18 protein-coding genes and 1 pseudogene are annotated in these 17,449 nt (G+C 66.4%); 3 read left to right on the forward strand and 16 right to left on the reverse strand.

Features of this window, described 5'->3' with window-relative positions:
- Position 1: 1 nt before the first annotated feature.
- The 4 genes from ACW9UR_RS13920 to ACW9UR_RS13935 all read right to left on the reverse strand — a co-directional run bounded on the left by ACW9UR_RS13920 (position 2) and on the right by ACW9UR_RS13935 (position 3,286).
- Positions 2–1,333: a TRAP transporter large permease gene (locus ACW9UR_RS13920; protein WP_458917599.1), complete on the reverse strand. Its 1,332-nt coding sequence runs from the start codon at positions 1,331–1,333 to the stop codon at positions 2–4.
- 9 nt (positions 1,334–1,342) lie between these two features.
- A complete protein-coding gene (locus ACW9UR_RS13925; protein WP_458917793.1) occupies positions 1,343–1,792 on the reverse strand; it encodes a TRAP transporter small permease in 450 nt (149 codons plus the stop codon).
- Positions 1,793–1,935: 143 nt separating this feature from the next.
- Positions 1,936–3,087, reverse strand: coding sequence for a TRAP transporter substrate-binding protein (locus ACW9UR_RS13930; protein ID WP_458917600.1), 1,152 nt, complete (start codon positions 3,085–3,087; stop codon positions 1,936–1,938).
- The gene (locus ACW9UR_RS13935) at positions 3,080–3,286 is read right to left on the reverse strand and encodes a hypothetical protein (RefSeq protein ID WP_458917601.1); all 207 of its coding nucleotides are present in this window, start codon (positions 3,284–3,286) and stop codon (positions 3,080–3,082) included. Before ACW9UR_RS13935 ends, ACW9UR_RS13930 begins: the two co-directional genes overlap by 8 nt.
- Before the next feature lie 144 nt (positions 3,287–3,430).
- Here ACW9UR_RS13935 and ACW9UR_RS13940 point away from each other — a divergent pair, with 144 nt between their 5' ends.
- A complete protein-coding gene (locus ACW9UR_RS13940; protein ID WP_458917602.1) occupies positions 3,431–4,447 on the forward strand; it encodes a LacI family DNA-binding transcriptional regulator in 1,017 nt (338 codons plus the stop codon).
- Between the two features lie 20 nt (positions 4,448–4,467).
- On the opposite strand, the gene ACW9UR_RS13945 is transcribed toward ACW9UR_RS13940, so the two are convergent.
- From ACW9UR_RS13945 to ACW9UR_RS13995, 11 genes and pseudogenes are all read right to left on the reverse strand, one after another.
- Complete coding sequence (locus ACW9UR_RS13945; protein WP_458917794.1) at positions 4,468–5,916, reverse strand: sensor histidine kinase; 1,449 nt, start codon at positions 5,914–5,916, stop codon at positions 4,468–4,470.
- Between the two features lie 2 nt (positions 5,917–5,918).
- Positions 5,919–6,968, reverse strand: coding sequence for an adenylate/guanylate cyclase domain-containing protein (locus ACW9UR_RS13950; protein ID WP_458917603.1), 1,050 nt, complete (start codon positions 6,966–6,968; stop codon positions 5,919–5,921).
- A 2-nt stretch (positions 6,969–6,970) separates the two neighbouring features.
- Positions 6,971–7,330 carry a group I truncated hemoglobin gene (locus ACW9UR_RS13955; protein WP_458917604.1) on the reverse strand — a complete coding sequence of 120 codons (360 nt, stop codon included), beginning with the start codon at positions 7,328–7,330 and terminating at the stop codon, positions 6,971–6,973.
- A gap of 181 nt (positions 7,331–7,511) precedes the next feature.
- Complete coding sequence (locus ACW9UR_RS13960) at positions 7,512–8,666, reverse strand: NAD(P)/FAD-dependent oxidoreductase (RefSeq protein ID WP_458917605.1); 1,155 nt, start codon at positions 8,664–8,666, stop codon at positions 7,512–7,514.
- Between the two features lie 15 nt (positions 8,667–8,681).
- Entirely contained in the window at positions 8,682–9,923 is a 1,242-nt protein-coding gene (locus tag ACW9UR_RS13965) for a flavin-containing monooxygenase (protein WP_458917606.1), read from the reverse strand.
- 26 nt (positions 9,924–9,949) lie between these two features.
- Positions 9,950–10,084: a hypothetical protein gene (locus ACW9UR_RS13970; RefSeq protein ID WP_458917607.1), complete on the reverse strand. Its 135-nt coding sequence runs from the start codon at positions 10,082–10,084 to the stop codon at positions 9,950–9,952.
- 58 nt (positions 10,085–10,142) lie between these two features.
- Complete coding sequence (locus tag ACW9UR_RS13975; RefSeq protein WP_458917608.1) at positions 10,143–10,721, reverse strand: OsmC family protein; 579 nt, start codon at positions 10,719–10,721, stop codon at positions 10,143–10,145.
- A gap of 47 nt (positions 10,722–10,768) precedes the next feature.
- Entirely contained in the window at positions 10,769–10,900 is a 132-nt protein-coding gene (locus ACW9UR_RS13980; RefSeq protein WP_458917610.1) for a hypothetical protein, read from the reverse strand.
- A 228-nt stretch (positions 10,901–11,128) separates the two neighbouring features.
- Entirely contained in the window at positions 11,129–11,494 is a 366-nt protein-coding gene (locus tag ACW9UR_RS13985) for a glutaredoxin (RefSeq protein WP_458917795.1), read from the reverse strand.
- A gap of 66 nt (positions 11,495–11,560) precedes the next feature.
- Positions 11,561–12,595 (reverse strand): annotated as a pseudogene (gene cysK / locus ACW9UR_RS13990) (cysteine synthase A); the annotation flags it as partial.
- A gap of 11 nt (positions 12,596–12,606) precedes the next feature.
- Positions 12,607–12,738, reverse strand: coding sequence for a hypothetical protein (locus ACW9UR_RS13995; RefSeq protein WP_458917611.1), 132 nt, complete (start codon positions 12,736–12,738; stop codon positions 12,607–12,609).
- A gap of 280 nt (positions 12,739–13,018) precedes the next feature.
- Between ACW9UR_RS13995 and ACW9UR_RS14000 the strand changes: the two genes are divergently transcribed.
- Both ACW9UR_RS14000 and ACW9UR_RS14005 read left to right on the forward strand, forming a co-directional pair.
- Positions 13,019–15,253 carry a PAS-domain containing protein gene (locus ACW9UR_RS14000; RefSeq protein WP_458917612.1) on the forward strand — a complete coding sequence of 745 codons (2,235 nt, stop codon included), beginning with the start codon at positions 13,019–13,021 and terminating at the stop codon, positions 15,251–15,253.
- Positions 15,250–15,969, forward strand: a complete 720-nt coding sequence (locus ACW9UR_RS14005) for a response regulator (protein WP_458917613.1) — start codon at positions 15,250–15,252, stop codon at positions 15,967–15,969. The genes ACW9UR_RS14000 and ACW9UR_RS14005 overlap by 4 nt, the downstream gene beginning before the upstream one ends.
- A gap of 87 nt (positions 15,970–16,056) precedes the next feature.
- Here the strand turns inward: ACW9UR_RS14005 and cysG are convergent, their stop codons facing one another.
- The gene (cysG, locus tag ACW9UR_RS14010; protein WP_458917614.1) at positions 16,057–17,439 is read right to left on the reverse strand and encodes a siroheme synthase CysG; all 1,383 of its coding nucleotides are present in this window, start codon (positions 17,437–17,439) and stop codon (positions 16,057–16,059) included.
- Positions 17,440–17,449 lie beyond the last annotated feature (10 nt).

Below are 17,449 nucleotides of genomic sequence, written 5' to 3' on the forward strand. Positions count from 1 at the left end.
CTCACTTGTAGATGTCTGGAAGAAGCGCGGTGGAGATCACCGGCAGGTAGGCGATCATCAGGACCACCAACAGCATGAAGAAGACGAAGGGAATGGCCCGCGCGGCGATCTTCAGGATCGACTCGCCAGTGAGCCCGGACACAACGAACAGGTTCAGCCCCAGAGGCGGCGTGATGAACCCGACCCCGAGCGCGGTGATCATCATCACGCAGAACTGGATCTCGTTCATTCCAATCTCGTCCGCGAGCGGCTTCAGGATCGGCGCCAGGATCACGATGTTGGGCGTCGTCTCCATCACGCAGCCGGCAGCGATCAGGATGCCGATCATCAGCAGGATCAGCACATAGGGGTTCTCGGTCAACGAGGTGACGGCGAAGACGAAGCCCTGCGGCACGCCGAGCGCGGCCATGGTCTGCGCCAGCGGCAGGGACATGGCGATGATCGGCAGGATCACCCCGTTGACCTTGGCCGAGCTGACCATCATCGCCGGGAAATCCGACAGTTTCAGGGTGCCCAGGATGAAGCCGAGGATGATGGTGATGACGACGGCAGTGGCCCCGGCCTCGGTTGGCGTCAACCGCCCCGAAAAGATGCCCCAGAAGATCACGCCGGGCACCAGGAACGCGTACCAGCCGCGGGCCAGCGCCCGGCCGAGATTGCCCGCCCATTCGCCCCAGGTGATCAGCCCGCCGCCCTCGTAGGCGTGGCGGCGGTTGACGACGATATTGGTGACCAGGATCGAGGTCAGGATCAGGATGCCCGGGATCAGCGCCGCCTGGAACAGGGTCGAGGCGGAAATCCCCAGAACGAGTCCGATGACGATGTACGCGATCGACGGCGGGATCAGGATGCCGGTACAGGCGCCCGAGGCGACAAGCGCGCAGGCGTAGGGGCGCGGGTAGCCGCTTTCGACCAGCCGGTCGATGGTCATGCGGCCCACAGCGGCGGCCCCGGCGGCATCCGAACCCGAGATTGCCGAGAACATGCCGCAGACCAGAACCGTGGCCGAGCCGAAGCCGCCCCGCGCCCAGTTGGTCAGCGCCTCGGCAACGTCGAGGAACTTGCGACTGAGCCCGGTCCGCACCAGCACGTCTCCGGTGAGAATGAACAGTGGCACGGCGGTCAGCGCGAAGTGGTCGATGCCGTGAAACAGGCTCTCGCCCAGAAGCGACAGGGGCAGCACCTCGGACACGACCAGCATGGTCACGGCGCCGGCCCCGATGGCGGCCCAGACCGGGACGCCGAGTGCGATCAGGATGACGAACAGGATGACGGGCCCGTAGAAGTCCCAGCCGATTGCGACGGCTTCCTGCTCCATTTGGTTCCAGAGCATGGCGTTTCCTCAGTCGAACAGGCGCTCGCCCTCGAACGGGGCGCGGCCGGAGGCGAAATCTTTGAAGTCCCGGATCAGCGACTGGACCAGGCGGAAGACCATCAGCGCGAAGCCGAGCGGGACGGCGGCGAGGAACCAGACCATCGAGATCCGCAGGCCGTGGCTCACGGAGCCGAATTTCCACGAAACCGCGGCGGTCTCGAACGACCAGTAGACCGCGATGAGCGCGATCGCGAGCATCACCAGGTCACCGAAGATGTAGAGCGCTGCCTTCGTTCGCTGGCCGACGTAGTTGAAGATCACGTCGATCCGGATGTGGGCGCGTTCGCGCACGGCGGCGGCGGCACCGATCCACGCCAGGTAGATAAACGAGTAGCGAACGATCTCTTCGCCCCAGATCGAGGAATAGGCAAAGACCTCGCGGCGGATGACCTCCACGGCCATGGTGACGACGAGCATGGTGTAGAACACCAGGAGCGCCCATCGTTCGGCATTGCGGTTCAGTGTGTCGAGCACACGCCCTCCTTCGCCAGCGATGCCGGCGTTCGCGGACTTCAGATGTGGAAGTGGCGGGCCGGGTCAGATGCCCGGCCCGGATTGCATCACGCGTCGTGGACGTAGTGACGGGCGTCGGTCCCGGCCGCTTCGGCCAGCTTTTCGAAGGCCTCCATCGACCCGGCGAGCTCGGTCTTGAAGCTGTCCCACTCCGAGCGCTGGAAGCCGCCGGCCTCTTGCCATTCGGCCAGTTGGTCGTCGCTGAGCGAGTGGAACTCGACCCCGGTCTTGCGCAACTCGGCCATGGCGAAGTTGCGCGCCGCAGGCACCTTGGCGAGGTTTTGCGCGAAGGTGATCTCGGAGGCGAAGTCGATGCCTTCCTGCACGTCGCCAGGCAGGCTGTTGAACCATTCGAGGTTGCAAGAAAACACCTGGCTGTCCGGCACCGCCTGGGTGAAGGTCACATGGCTCAGAATGTCCTTGAAGCCGAAGACATAGAGCGCGCCGACCGACGGATCGAGCGCGTCGGCCACGCCTTGCTTGATCGCCGACGGGGTCTCGCCCCAGGCAACGGGCGTCGGGTTGGCGCCGACCATGCGGTAGTACTGCTGAAGCATCTGGCTGCCCGGCACGCGGAACTTCACGCCCGAAAGGTCGGCCGGCGTGATCACCGCATTGCCGCCCTTGCGCACCGCGACGACGCGCGGGTCGATGACGACATAGTAGAGCGGCTTGAATCCCTTCGCTTCGACCAAGGGTGTGACCGTGCTCTGCCAGTGGTCCGAGGTCACCAGGTTCACGAAGCGCTGGTTCGAACCGCAAAGATACGGAAGGTTGATGAGGTCGACCACCGGCGCGAAGGGCGCGAAGTTCGACAGAGAGTGCTGCGCCGCCTGGATCGTGCCGCCCTGCACCGCCTGGACCAGCGCGCCGCCAGCACCCAACTGTCCGCCCGCGGCCAGCTTGACGTAGACCTTGCCGTTGGTCGCGTTCTGGATGTTCTCTTTGAAGTCCAGCTGCATGATCGGATAGCTGCGGTCCGCCGTCAGCGCATAGGCGGTCGCGATCGTCATGACGTGTTCGGCGGCACGCTCGCGCTCGGATTCCTCCTGCCGCGTCTGGGCCACCGCCTCGGACGACCAGAGCGTCCCCGCACCGGCTGCGACGACCGCCGCGGTGAGGCTGCCGCTTCCGGCCAGTTTCAGAAAGTTCCGACGCTCCTCCGACGCGATCTCCGCGCGCAACTTGGCATCACTCATCCGTTTCCCTCCCTGTGGATGTCTTGGTCTCGGCCTCTTTCGCGAGCACGCCGATGACGAACAGGAACGAGGCTGCGAACAGCACCAGCATCTCGGCAACGTCGCCCAGCACCACGCCGCGCCCGGCACCGCCGCTTGCGACATTGGCGAAGAACAAAAGAAACAGGACAAGTGCGCCCCAGAGCGTCACGCGCGCCATCATTTCCTCCACTGCCGGACTTGGTCGTCCGAATCATTCCCTAACGTCAAATGTAAGCGCTTACACAGGCCCTATGCAAGCGCTTACATTGCTAGTAGAGTAGATTTCGGAACAGACTTCTCGAATTGCCACCGGACGTCGCCCATGCCTGAAGCCCTTCCTACGCTCGAGGACGTCGCCCGCGCCTGCAACGTGTCAACGGCGACCGTCTCGCGCGCGCTGAACGCGCCGACCCGCGTCCGACCCGAAACGCTGCGCAAGGTGCAGGATGCCGTTGCAAAACTGGGCTACACGCCACATTTCGGCGGGCGCGCGCTGGCGTCCAACCGGACATTCACCGTTGGCGCGGTGATCCCGACCATGGAAAACGCAATCTTCGCCCGCGGCCTGCAAGCCCTGCAGGAACATCTCTCCGCCGCTGGGATCACCCTGCTGGTTGCCACCTCGGACTACGACCCGGACAAGGAGGCCGCCCAGGTGCAGGCCCTGCTCGCCCGCAGCGTCGACGGCATGGTGCTGATCGGCGAGGCGCGCGATACGTCGGTCTACGACCTGCTGAACCGCCGGAACGTCCCCTTCGTGCTGGTATGGACGTGGCGCGAGGACTGCCCCTACCCCTGCGTCGGCTTCGACAACGCGGCGGCGGCCGAGGAAATGGCGGACGCGGTGCTCGACCTGGGGCACCGGGAAATCGCAATGATCGCGGGTATCACCGCTGGCAACGACCGCGCAGCCTCGCGCGTCGCCGGGCTAAAGCGGGCAATGCAGCGTCGCGGGCTGTCGCTGCCCCCAGAGCGGCTGATCGAAAGCGAATACACTCTCGAGGCCGGGGCCAATGCCGCCCGGCAGCTGCTGTCGCTCTCTCCGCGCCCGACTGCCCTCTTCTGTGGCAACGACGTCCTCGCGGCCGGCGCCTATAGCGCGATCCACGAGGCCGGCCTTTCGATCCCGGGCGACATCTCGATCACCGGGTTCGACGACATCGACCTGGCGCTGGTGTTGTCCCCGCCCCTCACGACGGTGCACGTTCCGCATCGACGCATGGGAGACGCTGCCGGAGAGCTGCTGCTCAGGCTGAGCGGCGTAGAGCCGGGCCCCGCGGCGATCCCACTGGAAACGCACATCGCGCATCGCGGATCGCTGGCTGTGCCGCCCTCCTGACGCGGGACCGACGACGTACTCTAGGCGGTCGGCAGTTCCAGAACGAAACAGGCCCCGGTGCCCTGCCCGTCCGCGAGCGAAATCGAGCCGCCGTGGGCCACCATGATCCGATGGCAGAGGGCCAGCCCGACACCGGTCCCGCCGCCCGCGGCCTTGGTTGTAAACAGCGGATCGAAGATACGGCCGGCGATCTCCGCGGGAATGCCTGGACCGCTGTCTTCAATCCGGACCTCGACGAAGCCCGGCCGGCCGCACCGCGCGCTGATACCGATCCCGCCGCCTCGCCCCTCGGCCCCGATCGCCTGCTGCGCATTCGACAGCAGGTTCGTCAACACCTGCACGATCTGCACTTCGTCCGCCCGGACAGGCGGCAGACGTGGCGCGATCCGGGCATGCATCTCGGCTTCCGTTCCGGTCTCGCTGGCGCGCAGGGCATCCATGGCGGTCTCGATCACATCGTCGATCGCCAAAGCCTCGATCTCGAGTGGGCGTTCGCGGGCCATCGACAGGAAGGTTCGGACGATGCGCACACAACGCTCGGCCGCATCCCCAAGGCGCTCGAGCCGCCGCATCACATCCGGCGACAGGTTCTCCTCCTCGCGCAGCATGACCGCATTGCCGACGACGATGGAGAGCGGATTGTTCAACTCGTGCGCCACGCCGGCCAGCAGCTCGCCCAAGGCTGCGAGCTTTTCCGCGCGGAACACCTCTTCTTTCTGGCGGGCAAGCTGCCGTTGCAGCGAGATCTCCTCGGTCAGGTCGACCATGCTTGAGACCAGCACGTCCTCGCCCCGGTAGTCGATCAGCCGCGCCGAGATAGAGGCGGGGAACTCGCTGCCGTCCGGGCGGCGCCCGGTGATCCGCATGTCGTCCACACGCGCATCCGGCAGCAGCGTCGTGATGAAGTCAGCCCGTTCCTCGCGCCGGGCGAAGTGCTCGCTGCTGTTGCGGCCTTTGCCCAGCAACTCGGTCGCGGCGGGCGAGCGGTAGAGAATGCGCCCGTCCCCGATCCGCGACATGGTCAGGCTCGTCGGACAGGCCTGAAGCACTTTCGCCATCAGTTCCTCGACCTCGCTCTCGGTGCGTTGCCGCGCCTCGGTGTCCGGGGCGGCATGCCCGATCAGAGCGAAACCGTTTCGGCCGATGGGGCGCAGGTCGAGCGCCAGCATCTCGCCCGACGGCAGACGCGCCTCGACCGTGTGGCCGATACCGGATGCCTCGTCGAACGCCTGCTCCTCGATCAGACGCAGGGCCTGGACCGTTGACGTGGGAAGCAGCTGATGACGTTCCGCCTCGGCGAGGAACATGGACCAGGCCGTGCCGGGGCGGGTAAATTCGGCGATCTGGGCGAAGGTCCGGGCGAAGGCGTCGTTGCGAGCGGTCAACACCCCATCCGCGTCGAACAGGGCTGCGGGATCCGCGAAAAGGTCGAGCAGATCGCCCGCCGGGATCCCCTCCCCCTCGGTCATGGTCACCGCAGAGTCTCGGTGTCGCTCACGGTCTCGACAAGGCGCAGGCCGACTCCGGCCGGTGCGCCGTCAGCCTCGACATCGACCTGCTCGACGGTGAAGCGGGTGTCCAACATGTCGGCGATGGAGGGATGCGCGGCGATGGACATGGGCGCGGCGGTGGCGCGGATCTTGTCGGCCTCGGCCACCGCGGGGCCGAACACGTCGTAGATGTACTTCTGGACGCCGACGACCGACCCGATCACCGGCCCCGAGGCGATGCCGACCCGCGCCGTCCAGCGGATCGGGTGCGACTCGTTGCGACGCGCAAGATAACGCAGGAAGCGTACCGCCGCGTTCGCGACCGAGGCCGCGTGATCGCGCACCGGCGTCGGCACGCCAGAAACCGCGATGTAGCTGTCGCCGGTGGTCCGCACCCGCTCGCAGCCGAACTGCTCGCCGATGCGGTCGAAAGCGGTGTAGATGTCGTTCAACTCGCTGACGATCACCGCCGGGTCCTGCTGGGCCAGGATCGCGTCGAACCCGGCAAAATCGAGCGTCAGCACAGAGACCGAGTCAAACAGTCGGGGCGCGACGACCCCGAAGGACTTGTATTCCTCGTAAGCAGAGCGCGGCATCATGTTCAGCAGCAGTTTCTCGACCTGTTCCTTCTCGCGCTTGATCTCGTGCGTATTGCGCTCGACCATCATCGAGTAGGAGTCGATCATCGACTCCAGTTCCTTGATCCGCGTGATGTTCTGGCAGACGAGGATGGCCACGTCCTCGTCGTCCTCGAGCGCCCGGTTGAACTCGATCGACACGGTCATTGACCGGCGGCGCAGCTTGAAGCTCACCTCGGCGGTGTGGCGACCGTCTGCGGCCAGTTTCTCGACGAGCTCGGCCATGTCGAGGCTGGGCAGGATGTCCGGCAGGCGAGCGCCCTCCTCTGGGGCGCCGAACCACTCGGAAAAACTGTCGTTGGCGAAGCGTAGTGCGTAGGTCTTCATGTCGACCAGGGCGACACCGACGCCGATGGCGCGGAGCAATTGTTCGTTGATGGCTTCGATGGACATGGTCAGTGCCCGGTCAGCAGGGGACGGCGCGCCTCGAACGCGGCGAGCACCACGTCGATATCGGGCTGCTCGACCGAGAAATCGGACAACGTTTCCTGCACCAGCGCCTTCAGGCGATCGAAATGAGCATCGTCGATCTCGAGGTTCCGGTGCGCCATCTGGATATGAGTATCCGTGAAGGACGCCGGGCCTCCCATCAGCGAGGCGACGAACTTGGTCTGATGGTCTATCAGCTTCGGCATATCGACGTCATCGAAGAACGGTCCGACGTCGTCATCATCCAGCAGACGATCGTAGAGACTCATCACGATGCGGCTGACGGTCGAGAACCCGCCGTATTTTTCGTACAGGGACTTTTCCACGACCACCTCTGCGCCTTGCGCGAAACCACGATTACTTCACCGGCCGGAGTGCCCCGGCCGGCGGATACTCTCCAATTAGTGTGCCACCCGTACCCGCATGGCACAAGAATTCCGAACTTCATGCCCCGCTTACCTAAGCGGCCCCCGTTTCAACGCGGTGTCCGCCAATGTTTCAATCGTATCAGGCGGCACGCGTGGAGCTGGCCGGCGCGGCGAAGGTCTCGGCCATCCAGGCCTGTTCCGCCTTCATCGCGCCGTTGAGACCGACATGGAGCTTTTTCAACTCGTCCAGGCTCCAGTCGAGCGAGGCAACGCGGTCGGTGATCGCGAAAAGCTCGGCCGACAGGGCGTCGCGGGTGGGCTGATAGGCGTCCGCGTCGCCGTCGAGGACCGCACGGGCCAGGATCTCGGCGTCGCGGAATGCGTCGGTGATCCCGTGCGCTGTCAGCGGGTCCTTGAAGTAACCTGCGTCTCCGACCAGAGCCCAGCCGTCGCCCGTCGCCTGCCTCAGGAACCCCGGCGCGCCGCCGAAGACAACCGGCGGCGTCCAGCCGCGTGCACCGGAGAGACGGCGGGCGAGCCCTTCGTTGGACGCTTGCACGAGCGCATGCAGCGCCCCCGCGGCACCGCGGCGCGCAACCTCCTCGCGCAACCGGTCGGGCTTGGCGGCGGCGAACACGCAGTGCATTCCGTCGTTGGTCGGGATCGCCCCCGTTCCAATGCCCGGCGCATAAAACCACTCGTAGCCATGGTTCGGCAGGCCCTGAGCATAGGCATAGACACAGGCGACGCTGTTCTGCGCGGTACGCTCGACCGGGGCGTCAACACGCCGGACCACCGTAGAGCGCCGCCCATCGGCACCGATCAGCAGCGGCGCGCTTACCGCCCTCTGCCCCGACCGGCTGTCCAGCCAGGCGCCGGTTACCTGCCCCTTCTTCCCGCGGATCACGTTGCGAAACGCGGTTCCGAAGCGGACGTCCACGCCCGCGCGGCGCGCCGCATCGACGAGGATGGCATCGAGCACGTAGCGGCGCGGGGCCACCAGCCCCGGAGTGCCGAAGGCCGGGCGGATATCGACCGGAACGGCCTCGTCGCCGTAGTGAAAGACGGTTCGGTCGATCACCGGCGCGCCGCTGGCGAGGACCTGATCGAGCAAGTCCCAGCGCGATAGTTGCATCACCGCGCCGCGCATCAGCGCATGCGTCGACATGGTGTCCGAGCGCGGCTCCGCCCAGTCCGCCAGCAGGACCTTCATCCCGCCGCGCGCCAGCAGCATCGCGGTTGCCGCACCGGCACACCGCGCGCCGACGACGATGGCATCGTATTGCTTGGTCATGGTCCCTACTCCGTGTCAGGCGGCCGCTTGCGGCCGGAGGCCCAGTTGACGGGCGATGAGTTGGATCAGGTCGCGGGCATCCGCGCCCACGCCGTCGATGAAGGTCGAATTGCGGCGGCGCATGAACGGCAGTCCGAGAGCGTAGAGCCCCGGCATCCCGGTCACGCCGCCTGTGTGGATCAACTCTCCGTCTGCGCCGAGGACCGGCAGATGAAGCCAGTCGTAGCTGCGGCGGAATCCGGTGGCCCAGAGCACAGTTCGGATGCCCTCGCGGCCCAGGTGCAGCTCGGACGGAGACTCCGGTAGGCGGTCGAGAGTTGGCCGCGTACCGGCAGTGCTGTCCGCGCCGCGGCTGCCGACATGCTCGTTGATGCGGTCCAGCACCCGCTCGGTCCGGGTCCGCGCGGCCGCGATCTCGGCCCGCAGTGTCGGCGCCAGCGACAAGCGATCGCCGTCGGCGTCCAGCACCCGTCCCACGCAGCGCACGCCCTGCCGGTCCAACGTGTCGAGCCGCACGTCTCGCGCGGGCTGGCTACCCACGAGTTGCAGCGACGGCTGGCGCAGCGCGCGCTTGGCAGGCACCGACGGATCCCGCCGCTCGGCCAGAAGGCCGGCGCGGTCCATCCAGTGCATGATGTCCCGGCCCCGATAGCGGCGCGGCAGCCAGACATGGCTGCCGACGGCCAGTGTCACCTGGCGGCCAGAAATGCGGATCTCCTCGGCCAGCTGAACGCCGGTCGCCGAGGCGCCGACCACCAGCACGCCGCCTTCGTCCAACTGGTCCGGGCTGACATAGTCGGTCGTGGTGATCTGGTTGAGAGAGCGCGGCAATCGCGCGGCCCAGCCCGGTACGTGCGGGCGGTCGCAAGCGCCGGTCGCAAGTACCACCGCGTGCGCCGAGAGAAGCTGGTCGCCGGTCTGGATCCTGTATCGAGCACCATCATGCGTCACGGAGTGAACCTGCTTGTACTCCTGCACCGGCGCGTCGAAGCCGCGGGCATAGCGCGACAGCATCGCGACCACCGCATCCTTGTGCATGAACCCGTCCGGATCGTTCCCGGTGTAGGCATGACCCGGCAGGCGCGTCATCCAGTTCGGCGTCAACAGGCGCAACGAAGCCCAGCGCTCGGACCGCCAACGCTCACCGACCGCACCGCGGTCCAGCACGAGGTGGTCGATCCCGCGTTCCGTCAGGCAGCGGCTCATGGCGAGCCCAGCCTGGCCGGCGCCGATCACAATGACATCATGGTGCTGCATGGCTCCAGGCTCCGGAAGGAAGGTTGTCAGAGGTACCAGCCCTGGGTCTTTTCAGGCAGGACACGGGGGAAGAGGCTGCGGCGGCGAGCGCCGAAGGTGGGCGTCCGCGACAGGCCGTGGCGGCTACGCGGCACTCGGTTGCGGTTCGGATCGGGAAGCATGGTCGGTCTCCTGTTCAGCAGACGGCGACGCACAGGGGCGCCGCCGTTTTATTCGTTTTCAGGCAACAGCTTCGACGGTGACGTCGGTGCCGTTCTTCAACATGTCGAACACGGCCGAGCGAGCCACGGACTGCTCGACGACCTTGCGCAGTTGCTCGGCCGGGGCATCGCCCTCGATCTCGAAGCGGGCGTTGATCGCGCTGAAGCCGTTGCGCACCTCGTCGCTGAGGCCGAGGATGCCGCGAAGGTCGGCGTTGCCCTCGACCGTGGTCCTCACGCGGTGCAGCCGGATCTGGCGGGCCGAAGCGATGTTGCCGATCCCCGCGGTGATGCAGGCGGCCAGCGCCGTCAGCAGGTACTCGACCGGGGTCGGGCCGTTGTCCGCGCCGCAGAGCACGGCCGGGTGATCGGCCTCGATCACGAAATCCTTCTCGCGCTGGTGCTCCTGACCGGCGCCGAAGAAGCCATTTACCGTGGCGCGGGAGTGGGTGCCGTTCACCCATTCGCCCTGGGCGCGGAACTGAAATTTCGCCAGCTCGGGCTGCTCGCCCACGACGCCGATGGTGCCCAGAAGCTGGGGAACGTCGACGCCGTTGATGGCGACCTTGGCGGGCTTCTCGAGAGTGGTGGTGGTCATGGTGATATCCTTTGTTGAAGTCTTTCGGACTTGGGTTGGGAGCGTGCTCAGCCGCGGACGTCCATCATGCGGATGCTGGCGTCCCACCAGCGGCGGAAGGCCATCGGGTCGGATCCGCGGCGGTGGTCATCGAAGCCCGTTCCGTAGCTCGGGCGGCGGGCGGTGTTGCGCTTCATCATCTGTCGTCTCCTTGGTTGCTGTGCGGCCTTGTCCGCTGGTCCTGGCGGGGCGTTGCGCCCTTCCATGACCAAGAGTTCTAGAGACCGCCTGTTTCAGTCGTCGGTCCTGGGAGACGCGGTTTGGTTTCTTGTGTTTCAACTTGATGTCCGCGACGTAATTCACGGTTTCAAAACGAAAAAGGCCCGCCGGATGGCGGGCCAGTGGCAAGCGCGTCAGGAGTGCTCAGTTCACCGCGGGTGCAACCACTTTGGCAGGTACGCGTAGGCGTCGGGCGCGCTCGCGGTCATTTCGACGTCCCTCTCGGCAAGCAGCTTCTCGAGCCGGCCAGAGTTGTAAGCATCGAAGGTCTCGGTCGCGCCACCTATGTGCTGTCCGCCGATGAATATCTGCGGGATCGTCGGCGTGCCGCAGATCTCGCGCAGCGCCGCGCGAAGCTTCCCGCCGCGATTTCCGGCCTGGTAGGCCACCGAGTCGAGATCTACCGACAGGTAGTCGATGCCCGCGTCGCGGAACATGCGTCGCACCGACCAGCAGAATTCGCACCACTCCAGCGCATAGAGCACGACAGTGTTCGCGCCGATGGTATCCTGCACCTCCTGAAGCGCCTCGGGGGGCGCGGCGGGTGCCGAGGTGGCGGCCGTCGGGGCCGATACGTCGAAACGGATCGTGGGAGTCGACCGCGACAGCGCCATTTCCTCGTCGGTCATCTCTTCGGAGATCTCCGCGAACAGCGGCGTCGACAGGTAGCGCTCTCCAGTATCGGGCAGCATCGCCAGGATCTTCGATCCCGGTGGCGCGGTCCGGGCAACTTCCAGCGCGGCGGCGAAGGTCGCACCTGCGCTGATGCCGACGAAGATTCCCTCCTTTTGCGCCAGTTCGCGCGCGCACCGCATGGCGTCATCGCCGCTCACAGGCTGGAACCCGTCGATCGCGCCGGAGTTCAGGGCCTCATTGGCGATCGCCGAGATGAAATCCGGGGACCAGCCCTGCATCAGGTGAGGGCGGAAGCCGGGGTGGCTCTCGGCGGCGGAGCCGTCGTCGCGATAGGCTTGGACGTGCCCGCTTGTCAGCAGTTGGGCATTGTCAGGCTCGGCGGCGATTACACGGGTCTTCGGGCTTTTCGCCTTCAGCGCGCGGCTGACGCCGGTGATGGTACCGCCTGTGCCAAAGCCGGTTACCCAGTAGTCCAGACCGTCCGCGCCGAAATCCTCTAGGATCTCGCGCGCCGTGGTGCGTTCGTGCACCTCGGCATTGGCCGGGTTCTCGAACTGGCGGGCCAGGAACCAACCGTGCGTCTCGGCCAGTTCGCGCGCCTTGGCGACCATGCCGGTGCCCTTTTCGGCCGCCGGGGTCAGCACAACCCTCGCGCCCAGAAACCGCATCAGCTTGCGGCGCTCGACGCTGAAGCTTTCGGCCATGGTGACGACCAGCGGATAGCCCTTCTGCGCGCAGACGATGGCGAGGCCGATGCCGGTGTTGCCGCTGGTCGCCTCGACCACGGTCTGGCCTGGCTTGAGGCTCCCGTCACGCTCGGCCGCCTCGATGATGCTGAGCGCCAGGCGGTCCTTGACCGACCCGCCCGGGTTCGCGGCTTCGAGCTTCACGAACATCTCGACGCCCTCTGGCGCCAGCTTGTTGACCCGGATGATCGGCGTGTTGCCGATGGTGTCGAGGATCGAGTTCCTGATCGCCATCCTTGCCTCCTTCAGACGTAGGGCATGTGCGGCCGGCGCCGCGCGGGCGGCAGGCCGATGTCCTGCCGCAGATGATCGTCCAGAGCATTGTACCTCAGACGGGGCGGTTTTCTCAGTCGATTGCGCTTGCCTATGACTGGCATGGGTCTCTCCTTCTGGTTTGCCGGGCTCGCCGTGAGACAGTCGGCCCGTTGCGATGTGAGGGTGATGCATCTGCCGTGTTGCAGCGTGTTTTCGCGCCGCGCGTTTCTTGTTTCAGTTCGGTCACGCTGTGCACGAGGATGCAGTGACGCCTGCCCTGCAGCGTTTTCAGTGGCTTGCGGAGAATCCGCCGTCCAAGCCCGGCGCCGTGGCTGTTACATTTGAAACAATCGCGGGACAGGCGGACAACCGACTGAAACACGCGCGGGCTAGGGATTTCACATGTCGATCTTCGCGCACGCTCCGCAGGCCTCGCCCGACCTTCTCGCCGACGCCATCGAGGCGCTCTCGGAGGGACTGGCGATCTACGACGCCGAAAATCGGCTGGTCACCTGCAACCGCAGATACATCGAAATGCTGCACCAGATCAGTGATCTGATAAAACCGGGCGCAGACTTCGAAAAACTGCTCAAAGCCTGCGCCGAGCGGAACGTCTATGCCATGGAGATCGATGACGTCGACGCCTGGGCGGCGCGCATCGCAAGGGATCCCGCAAGCGGGGCGGCCAAACCACTGATCGAGCATTCCGACGGCCGGGCCTATCGGGTTTCCTACAACCCGATCTCATCGGGCGGTTTCGTCGTGACCCGGGCCGAGGTAACCGAACGGCTGCGCGCCGAGCAACAGGTTCGCGAGCACGAAGAACTGCTGCGCACGATCATCGAGACCAACCCCACCCCGGTCTTCATGGCGCGGCTGTCGGACAGCCGGATCATCTACCGCTCGCCCGCAGCCTACCGGATCTACGGCGACGCGACGCATACCGTCTCGACCTACATGTCCCCCGCCGATCGCGACGCCTTCGTCGCGCGCCTGAAAGCCGAGGGACAGGTGCGGGACTATCACCTCGCTCTGCGCGGCGCCGAGGGATCGGTGCACACCGTTTCGATCAACGGTGCGCTGACCGAATATGAAGGGGAGACCTGCGTGGTCTCCTCTCTTACCGACCTGACCGAGCAGCTGGAGCGCGAGGCGCTGATCCGCATGGTGGTCGAGGCCTGCCCGGCGCCGATCCTGATGAACCGAGCAGCGACCGGTGAGATCCTGTTCAAGAGCCCGAAGATCATCGAGCTCTACGGCGCCGGCGACGATGCCTCAGAGTTCTACATCGACCCCGAAGACCGCGCTGGCTTCGTGCAGGCACTTCGCGACCACGGGCAAGTCTTCGAACACCGTTCGCGCTTTCGCAACGCCAAGGGTGAGCCATTCTGGGGGGCTGTCTCGGCGCGTCTGATCAAGTGGGAAGGCGAGGAGGTGATCGTCTCGCACGCGCGCGATCTGACCGGACAGCTCGCCATCGAGGCCGAGCTGTCTCGCCAGCGCGAACAGCTGTTCCAGAACGAAAAGATGACCGCGCTCGGCGGCCTGCTGGCGGGGGTCGCACATGAGCTGAACAACCCCCTTTCGGTGGTGGTCGGCCACGCGATGATGCTCCAGGACGAGGCGCGGGACCCGGATGTGCTTCGCCAGATCGGCAAGATCAGCGAAGCCGCCGATCGCTGCGCCCGGATCGTGAAGACCTTTCTTGCCATGGCCCGGCAGGAGCCGAGCCAGACCGGCGAGGCCCGGCTGGATCAGATCGTCGAGACGGCGGTCGAGGTCGCGCGCTATGGCGACTCCGCACACGCCGCGCGGATCGAGACCGATTGCGCGCCGGATCTGCCTGCGATCTGCGCGGATGCAGACCAGATCACGCAGGTCGTCATCAACATGATCGTGAACGCAGAGCAGGCGATCCAAGGGCTCGGGTCGAGCAACGTCGCCGGCGGAGTGATCCGGGTTCGGACCCGACCGGGCGAGACAGCGGACGAGGTCCGGATCATCGTCGAGGACGACGGGCCGGGCGTGAGCCCCGAGCTTCGCGCCCGCGTGTTCGAGCCTTTCTTCACCACGAAAGGCGTCGGCATGGGAACCGGGATTGGCCTCGCCATGTGCCACCGCATCGTGACCGCGCACGACGGTCGTATCGAACTGGACCCGGTCGCGCCGCATGGCGCGCGTTTCACCGTGACGCTGCCTGTCGACGCCGCGCAAAAAACACCGCGTGCGGCGCTGGAGGACGCGCGGACCGAGCCGGCCGCGACCCGCGTTCTTGTGGTCGACGACGAGAAGGAAGTCGCAGACCTCAATGCCGAGGTGCTGGAGCGTGGCGGCTATCGGACGCGCACCGCCTATCGCGCCGAAGACGCTCTGGGGATGCTGCGCGAGGACCATTTCGACGTTGTGGTGAGCGATCTCAACATGCCCGGGCTAGACGGTCGTGGCCTCTACGAGGTGATCGTAGCCGAGTTCCCGGATCTTGCGCCGCGCACCGGCTTCATAACTGGTGATACGATGGGCCGTGCATCCCAGGGCTTCCTGCAGGAAAGCGGGCGGCCCTACCTTGAGAAACCCCTGTCGCCCGCCGAGCTGCGCAGCTTCGTCTCGCGGCTGGCCCTGGAAGGAACGCCCGGATGAACACGATGGCCGCGCCCCTGGTGCTGATCTGCGACGACGAGCCCGACCTGCGCGAGATGCTCCGGGAATATCTTCAGAAGCGCGGCTTCGAGGTCGCCCTCGCCGGCACCGCCGATGAGCTGCGGGCACGGATCGAAGCGCGGATGCCGGACCTGGTGCTGCTCGACATCAACATGCCGGGAGAGGATGGGCTGTCGGCGCTGAGGCGGCTGCGAAACGATTCCGATCTGCCGGTGGTGATGCTGACCGCCGCAGGCGAGACCGTGGACCGAATCCTGGGGCTCGAGATGGGCGCCGACGATTACCTCGGCAAGCCGGTGGACCTGCGTGAGCTCGAAGCCCGGATCAAGGCGGTGCTGCGGCGCCGGACCGAGCCAGCCGCCCCCGCCACCACCGGACAGGATTCCGCGACAGTGCGCTTCGGGGACTTCACTCTGGACCTCGAGTCCACGCGCCTGGTCTCGTCGGCAGGTGAGGACGTTCCGCTGACCGCGATGGAGTTCCGCCTTTTGAAGCTCTTCGCCGAGAACCGCCGCCGAGTGCTGAACCGCGACCAAATCCTCGAACAGGCGCACGACCGGTCGTGGGATCCCTACGACCGAAGCATCGACATCCGGATCTCGCGGCTCCGCAAGAAAATCGAGCGCAACCCGCAAAAGCCAAGCATCATCCGCACCGTTCGCGGCATTGGGTATGTCTTCGATCCCGAGGAGTGATCTGGCCGCAAAGGAATAAGCCGGACGACTGGCTCGGGACCGGCTGTGGGGCCTGTTAACGGCAAGCTGGGTGGCGGTGCCTTGACGCTACTCGGCCGCCACCAGACTGTAGACCGGCCGCTTGCGGAACCGCACCACAATCAGCGCGACACCGGTAATCCCGTGCCGAGCCAGGTCCGACGCAAGTGCGGCCAGCGTGGTTTCGATTGTCCGCTCCTGCGGAGTTGAGACCTCGGCGGCGATCTCGACGACGGTCGACGGGTCCGCGCCGCCGCCGATCAGCGAGGCGGCAATGCTGCCGGCCGCCCGCACGCCCATGTACACAACCAACGTCGTGCCGGGCCGGGCGTAGGCGGCCCAGTCTGGCGGCGGGTCACCGGGGCGACACATGCCGGTCGTCAGCACCACGGTGTCGGTCTCGCCGCGCCGGGTCAGGCTGGTCTGCATGCTGGTCGCGGCGGCAGAGGCGGCGGTTATGCCGGGCACAATCTCGATCGGCAGCCCGGCGGCTCGCGCGGCCTCGATCTCTTCATCGGCGCGGCCGAAGATCGAGGGATCGCCGGACTTCAGCCGCACGACGCGGAGGCCCTTCCGCGCCTCGGCCAGCACGGCTTCGGTGATCCGTTCCTGCGGCCATGCGTTGGCGCCGACATCCTTGCCGACATAGACGCGTTCGGCATCGCGGCGGGCCAATTCCAGCACGTCGTCCCCGACGAGGCGGTCGTGGAAGATCACGTCCGCTTCCTGCAGACGTTCGACCGCGCGCAGCGTCAGCAGATCGCGTGCGCCGGGACCGGCCCCGACAAGGGCGACATGGCCCTGACCCGCGCCGTCGGGCACGCGCCGTTCCGCCAGAGCGCGGGACACAAGCGCCTCGGCCTCGGCCTCCTGGCCCTGCCGGTGCAGCCTCGCGGGGCTGCCGTGAACGACCCAGGCCCAGAAGGCGCGGCGTGCTGCCGGCGGGATTGCCCGGGCAACGGACTCGCGTAGTGCGCCCGCGTGCGCGGCCCACGCGCCGAGACGGGGCGACATCATCTCCTCGATCCGGGTCTTGAGCGCGCGTGCGAGAACCGGCGCGGTGCCCTCGGTGCCAATGGCGACAACGACCGGGTCGCGGTCAACGATGGCGGGCGTGGTGGCGTCGCAAAGCTCGGGCCGATCGACCACATTGACGACAGCGCCTGCCTGCTTGGCCAGCACATGCAGCGCCACGTCCGCCGCAGCGCAGCCGGTGGCAATAAAGACCAGCGCGGTCTCAGAGAAGAGCGCAGGGGTCACCGGACCGGCGTGATGCTCGGCCCTGCCCCCGGCAACCAGCGCACGCAATTCCGCGCAAAGCTCCGGCGCGGCCAGCAAGATCTGCGCGTCGGTCTTGACTACCAGGCGCGCCTTCTGCGCCGCCTGCTCGCCGCCGCCAGCGATGACAATGCGGCGACCGGTGGTGCGCAGGAACATCGGGAAGGACTGCATGGCTCTCTCC

Source organism: Halovulum sp. GXIMD14794 (assembly GCF_054457455.1).

Coding starts and splice junctions, on each gene's coding strand:
- ACW9UR_RS13920 (WP_458917599.1), bottom strand. CDS start 1,333: ATGCTCTGGAACCAAATGGAGCAGGAAGCCGTCGCAATCGGCTGGGAC.
- ACW9UR_RS13925 (WP_458917793.1), bottom strand. CDS start 1,792: ATGCTCGTCGTCACCATGGCCGTGGAGGTCATCCGCCGCGAGGTCTTT.
- ACW9UR_RS13930 (WP_458917600.1), bottom strand. CDS start 3,087: ATGAGTGATGCCAAGTTGCGCGCGGAGATCGCGTCGGAGGAGCGTCGG.
- ACW9UR_RS13935 (WP_458917601.1), bottom strand. CDS start 3,286: ATGGCGCGCGTGACGCTCTGGGGCGCACTTGTCCTGTTTCTTTTGTTC.
- ACW9UR_RS13940 (WP_458917602.1), top strand. CDS start 3,431: ATGCCTGAAGCCCTTCCTACGCTCGAGGACGTCGCCCGCGCCTGCAAC.
- ACW9UR_RS13945 (WP_458917794.1), bottom strand. CDS start 5,916: ATGACCGAGGGGGAGGGGATCCCGGCGGGCGATCTGCTCGACCTTTTC.
- ACW9UR_RS13950 (WP_458917603.1), bottom strand. CDS start 6,968: ATGTCCATCGAAGCCATCAACGAACAATTGCTCCGCGCCATCGGCGTC.
- ACW9UR_RS13960 (WP_458917605.1), bottom strand. CDS start 8,666: ATGACCAAGCAATACGATGCCATCGTCGTCGGCGCGCGGTGTGCCGGT.
- ACW9UR_RS13965 (WP_458917606.1), bottom strand. CDS start 9,923: ATGCAGCACCATGATGTCATTGTGATCGGCGCCGGCCAGGCTGGGCTC.
- ACW9UR_RS13970 (WP_458917607.1), bottom strand. CDS start 10,084: ATGCTTCCCGATCCGAACCGCAACCGAGTGCCGCGTAGCCGCCACGGC.
- ACW9UR_RS13975 (WP_458917608.1), bottom strand. CDS start 10,721: ATGACCACCACCACTCTCGAGAAGCCCGCCAAGGTCGCCATCAACGGC.
- ACW9UR_RS13980 (WP_458917610.1), bottom strand. CDS start 10,900: ATGATGAAGCGCAACACCGCCCGCCGCCCGAGCTACGGAACGGGCTTC.
- ACW9UR_RS13995 (WP_458917611.1), bottom strand. CDS start 12,738: ATGCCAGTCATAGGCAAGCGCAATCGACTGAGAAAACCGCCCCGTCTG.
- ACW9UR_RS14000 (WP_458917612.1), top strand. CDS start 13,019: ATGTCGATCTTCGCGCACGCTCCGCAGGCCTCGCCCGACCTTCTCGCC.
- ACW9UR_RS14005 (WP_458917613.1), top strand. CDS start 15,250: ATGAACACGATGGCCGCGCCCCTGGTGCTGATCTGCGACGACGAGCCC.
- cysG (WP_458917614.1), bottom strand. CDS start 17,439: ATGCAGTCCTTCCCGATGTTCCTGCGCACCACCGGTCGCCGCATTGTC.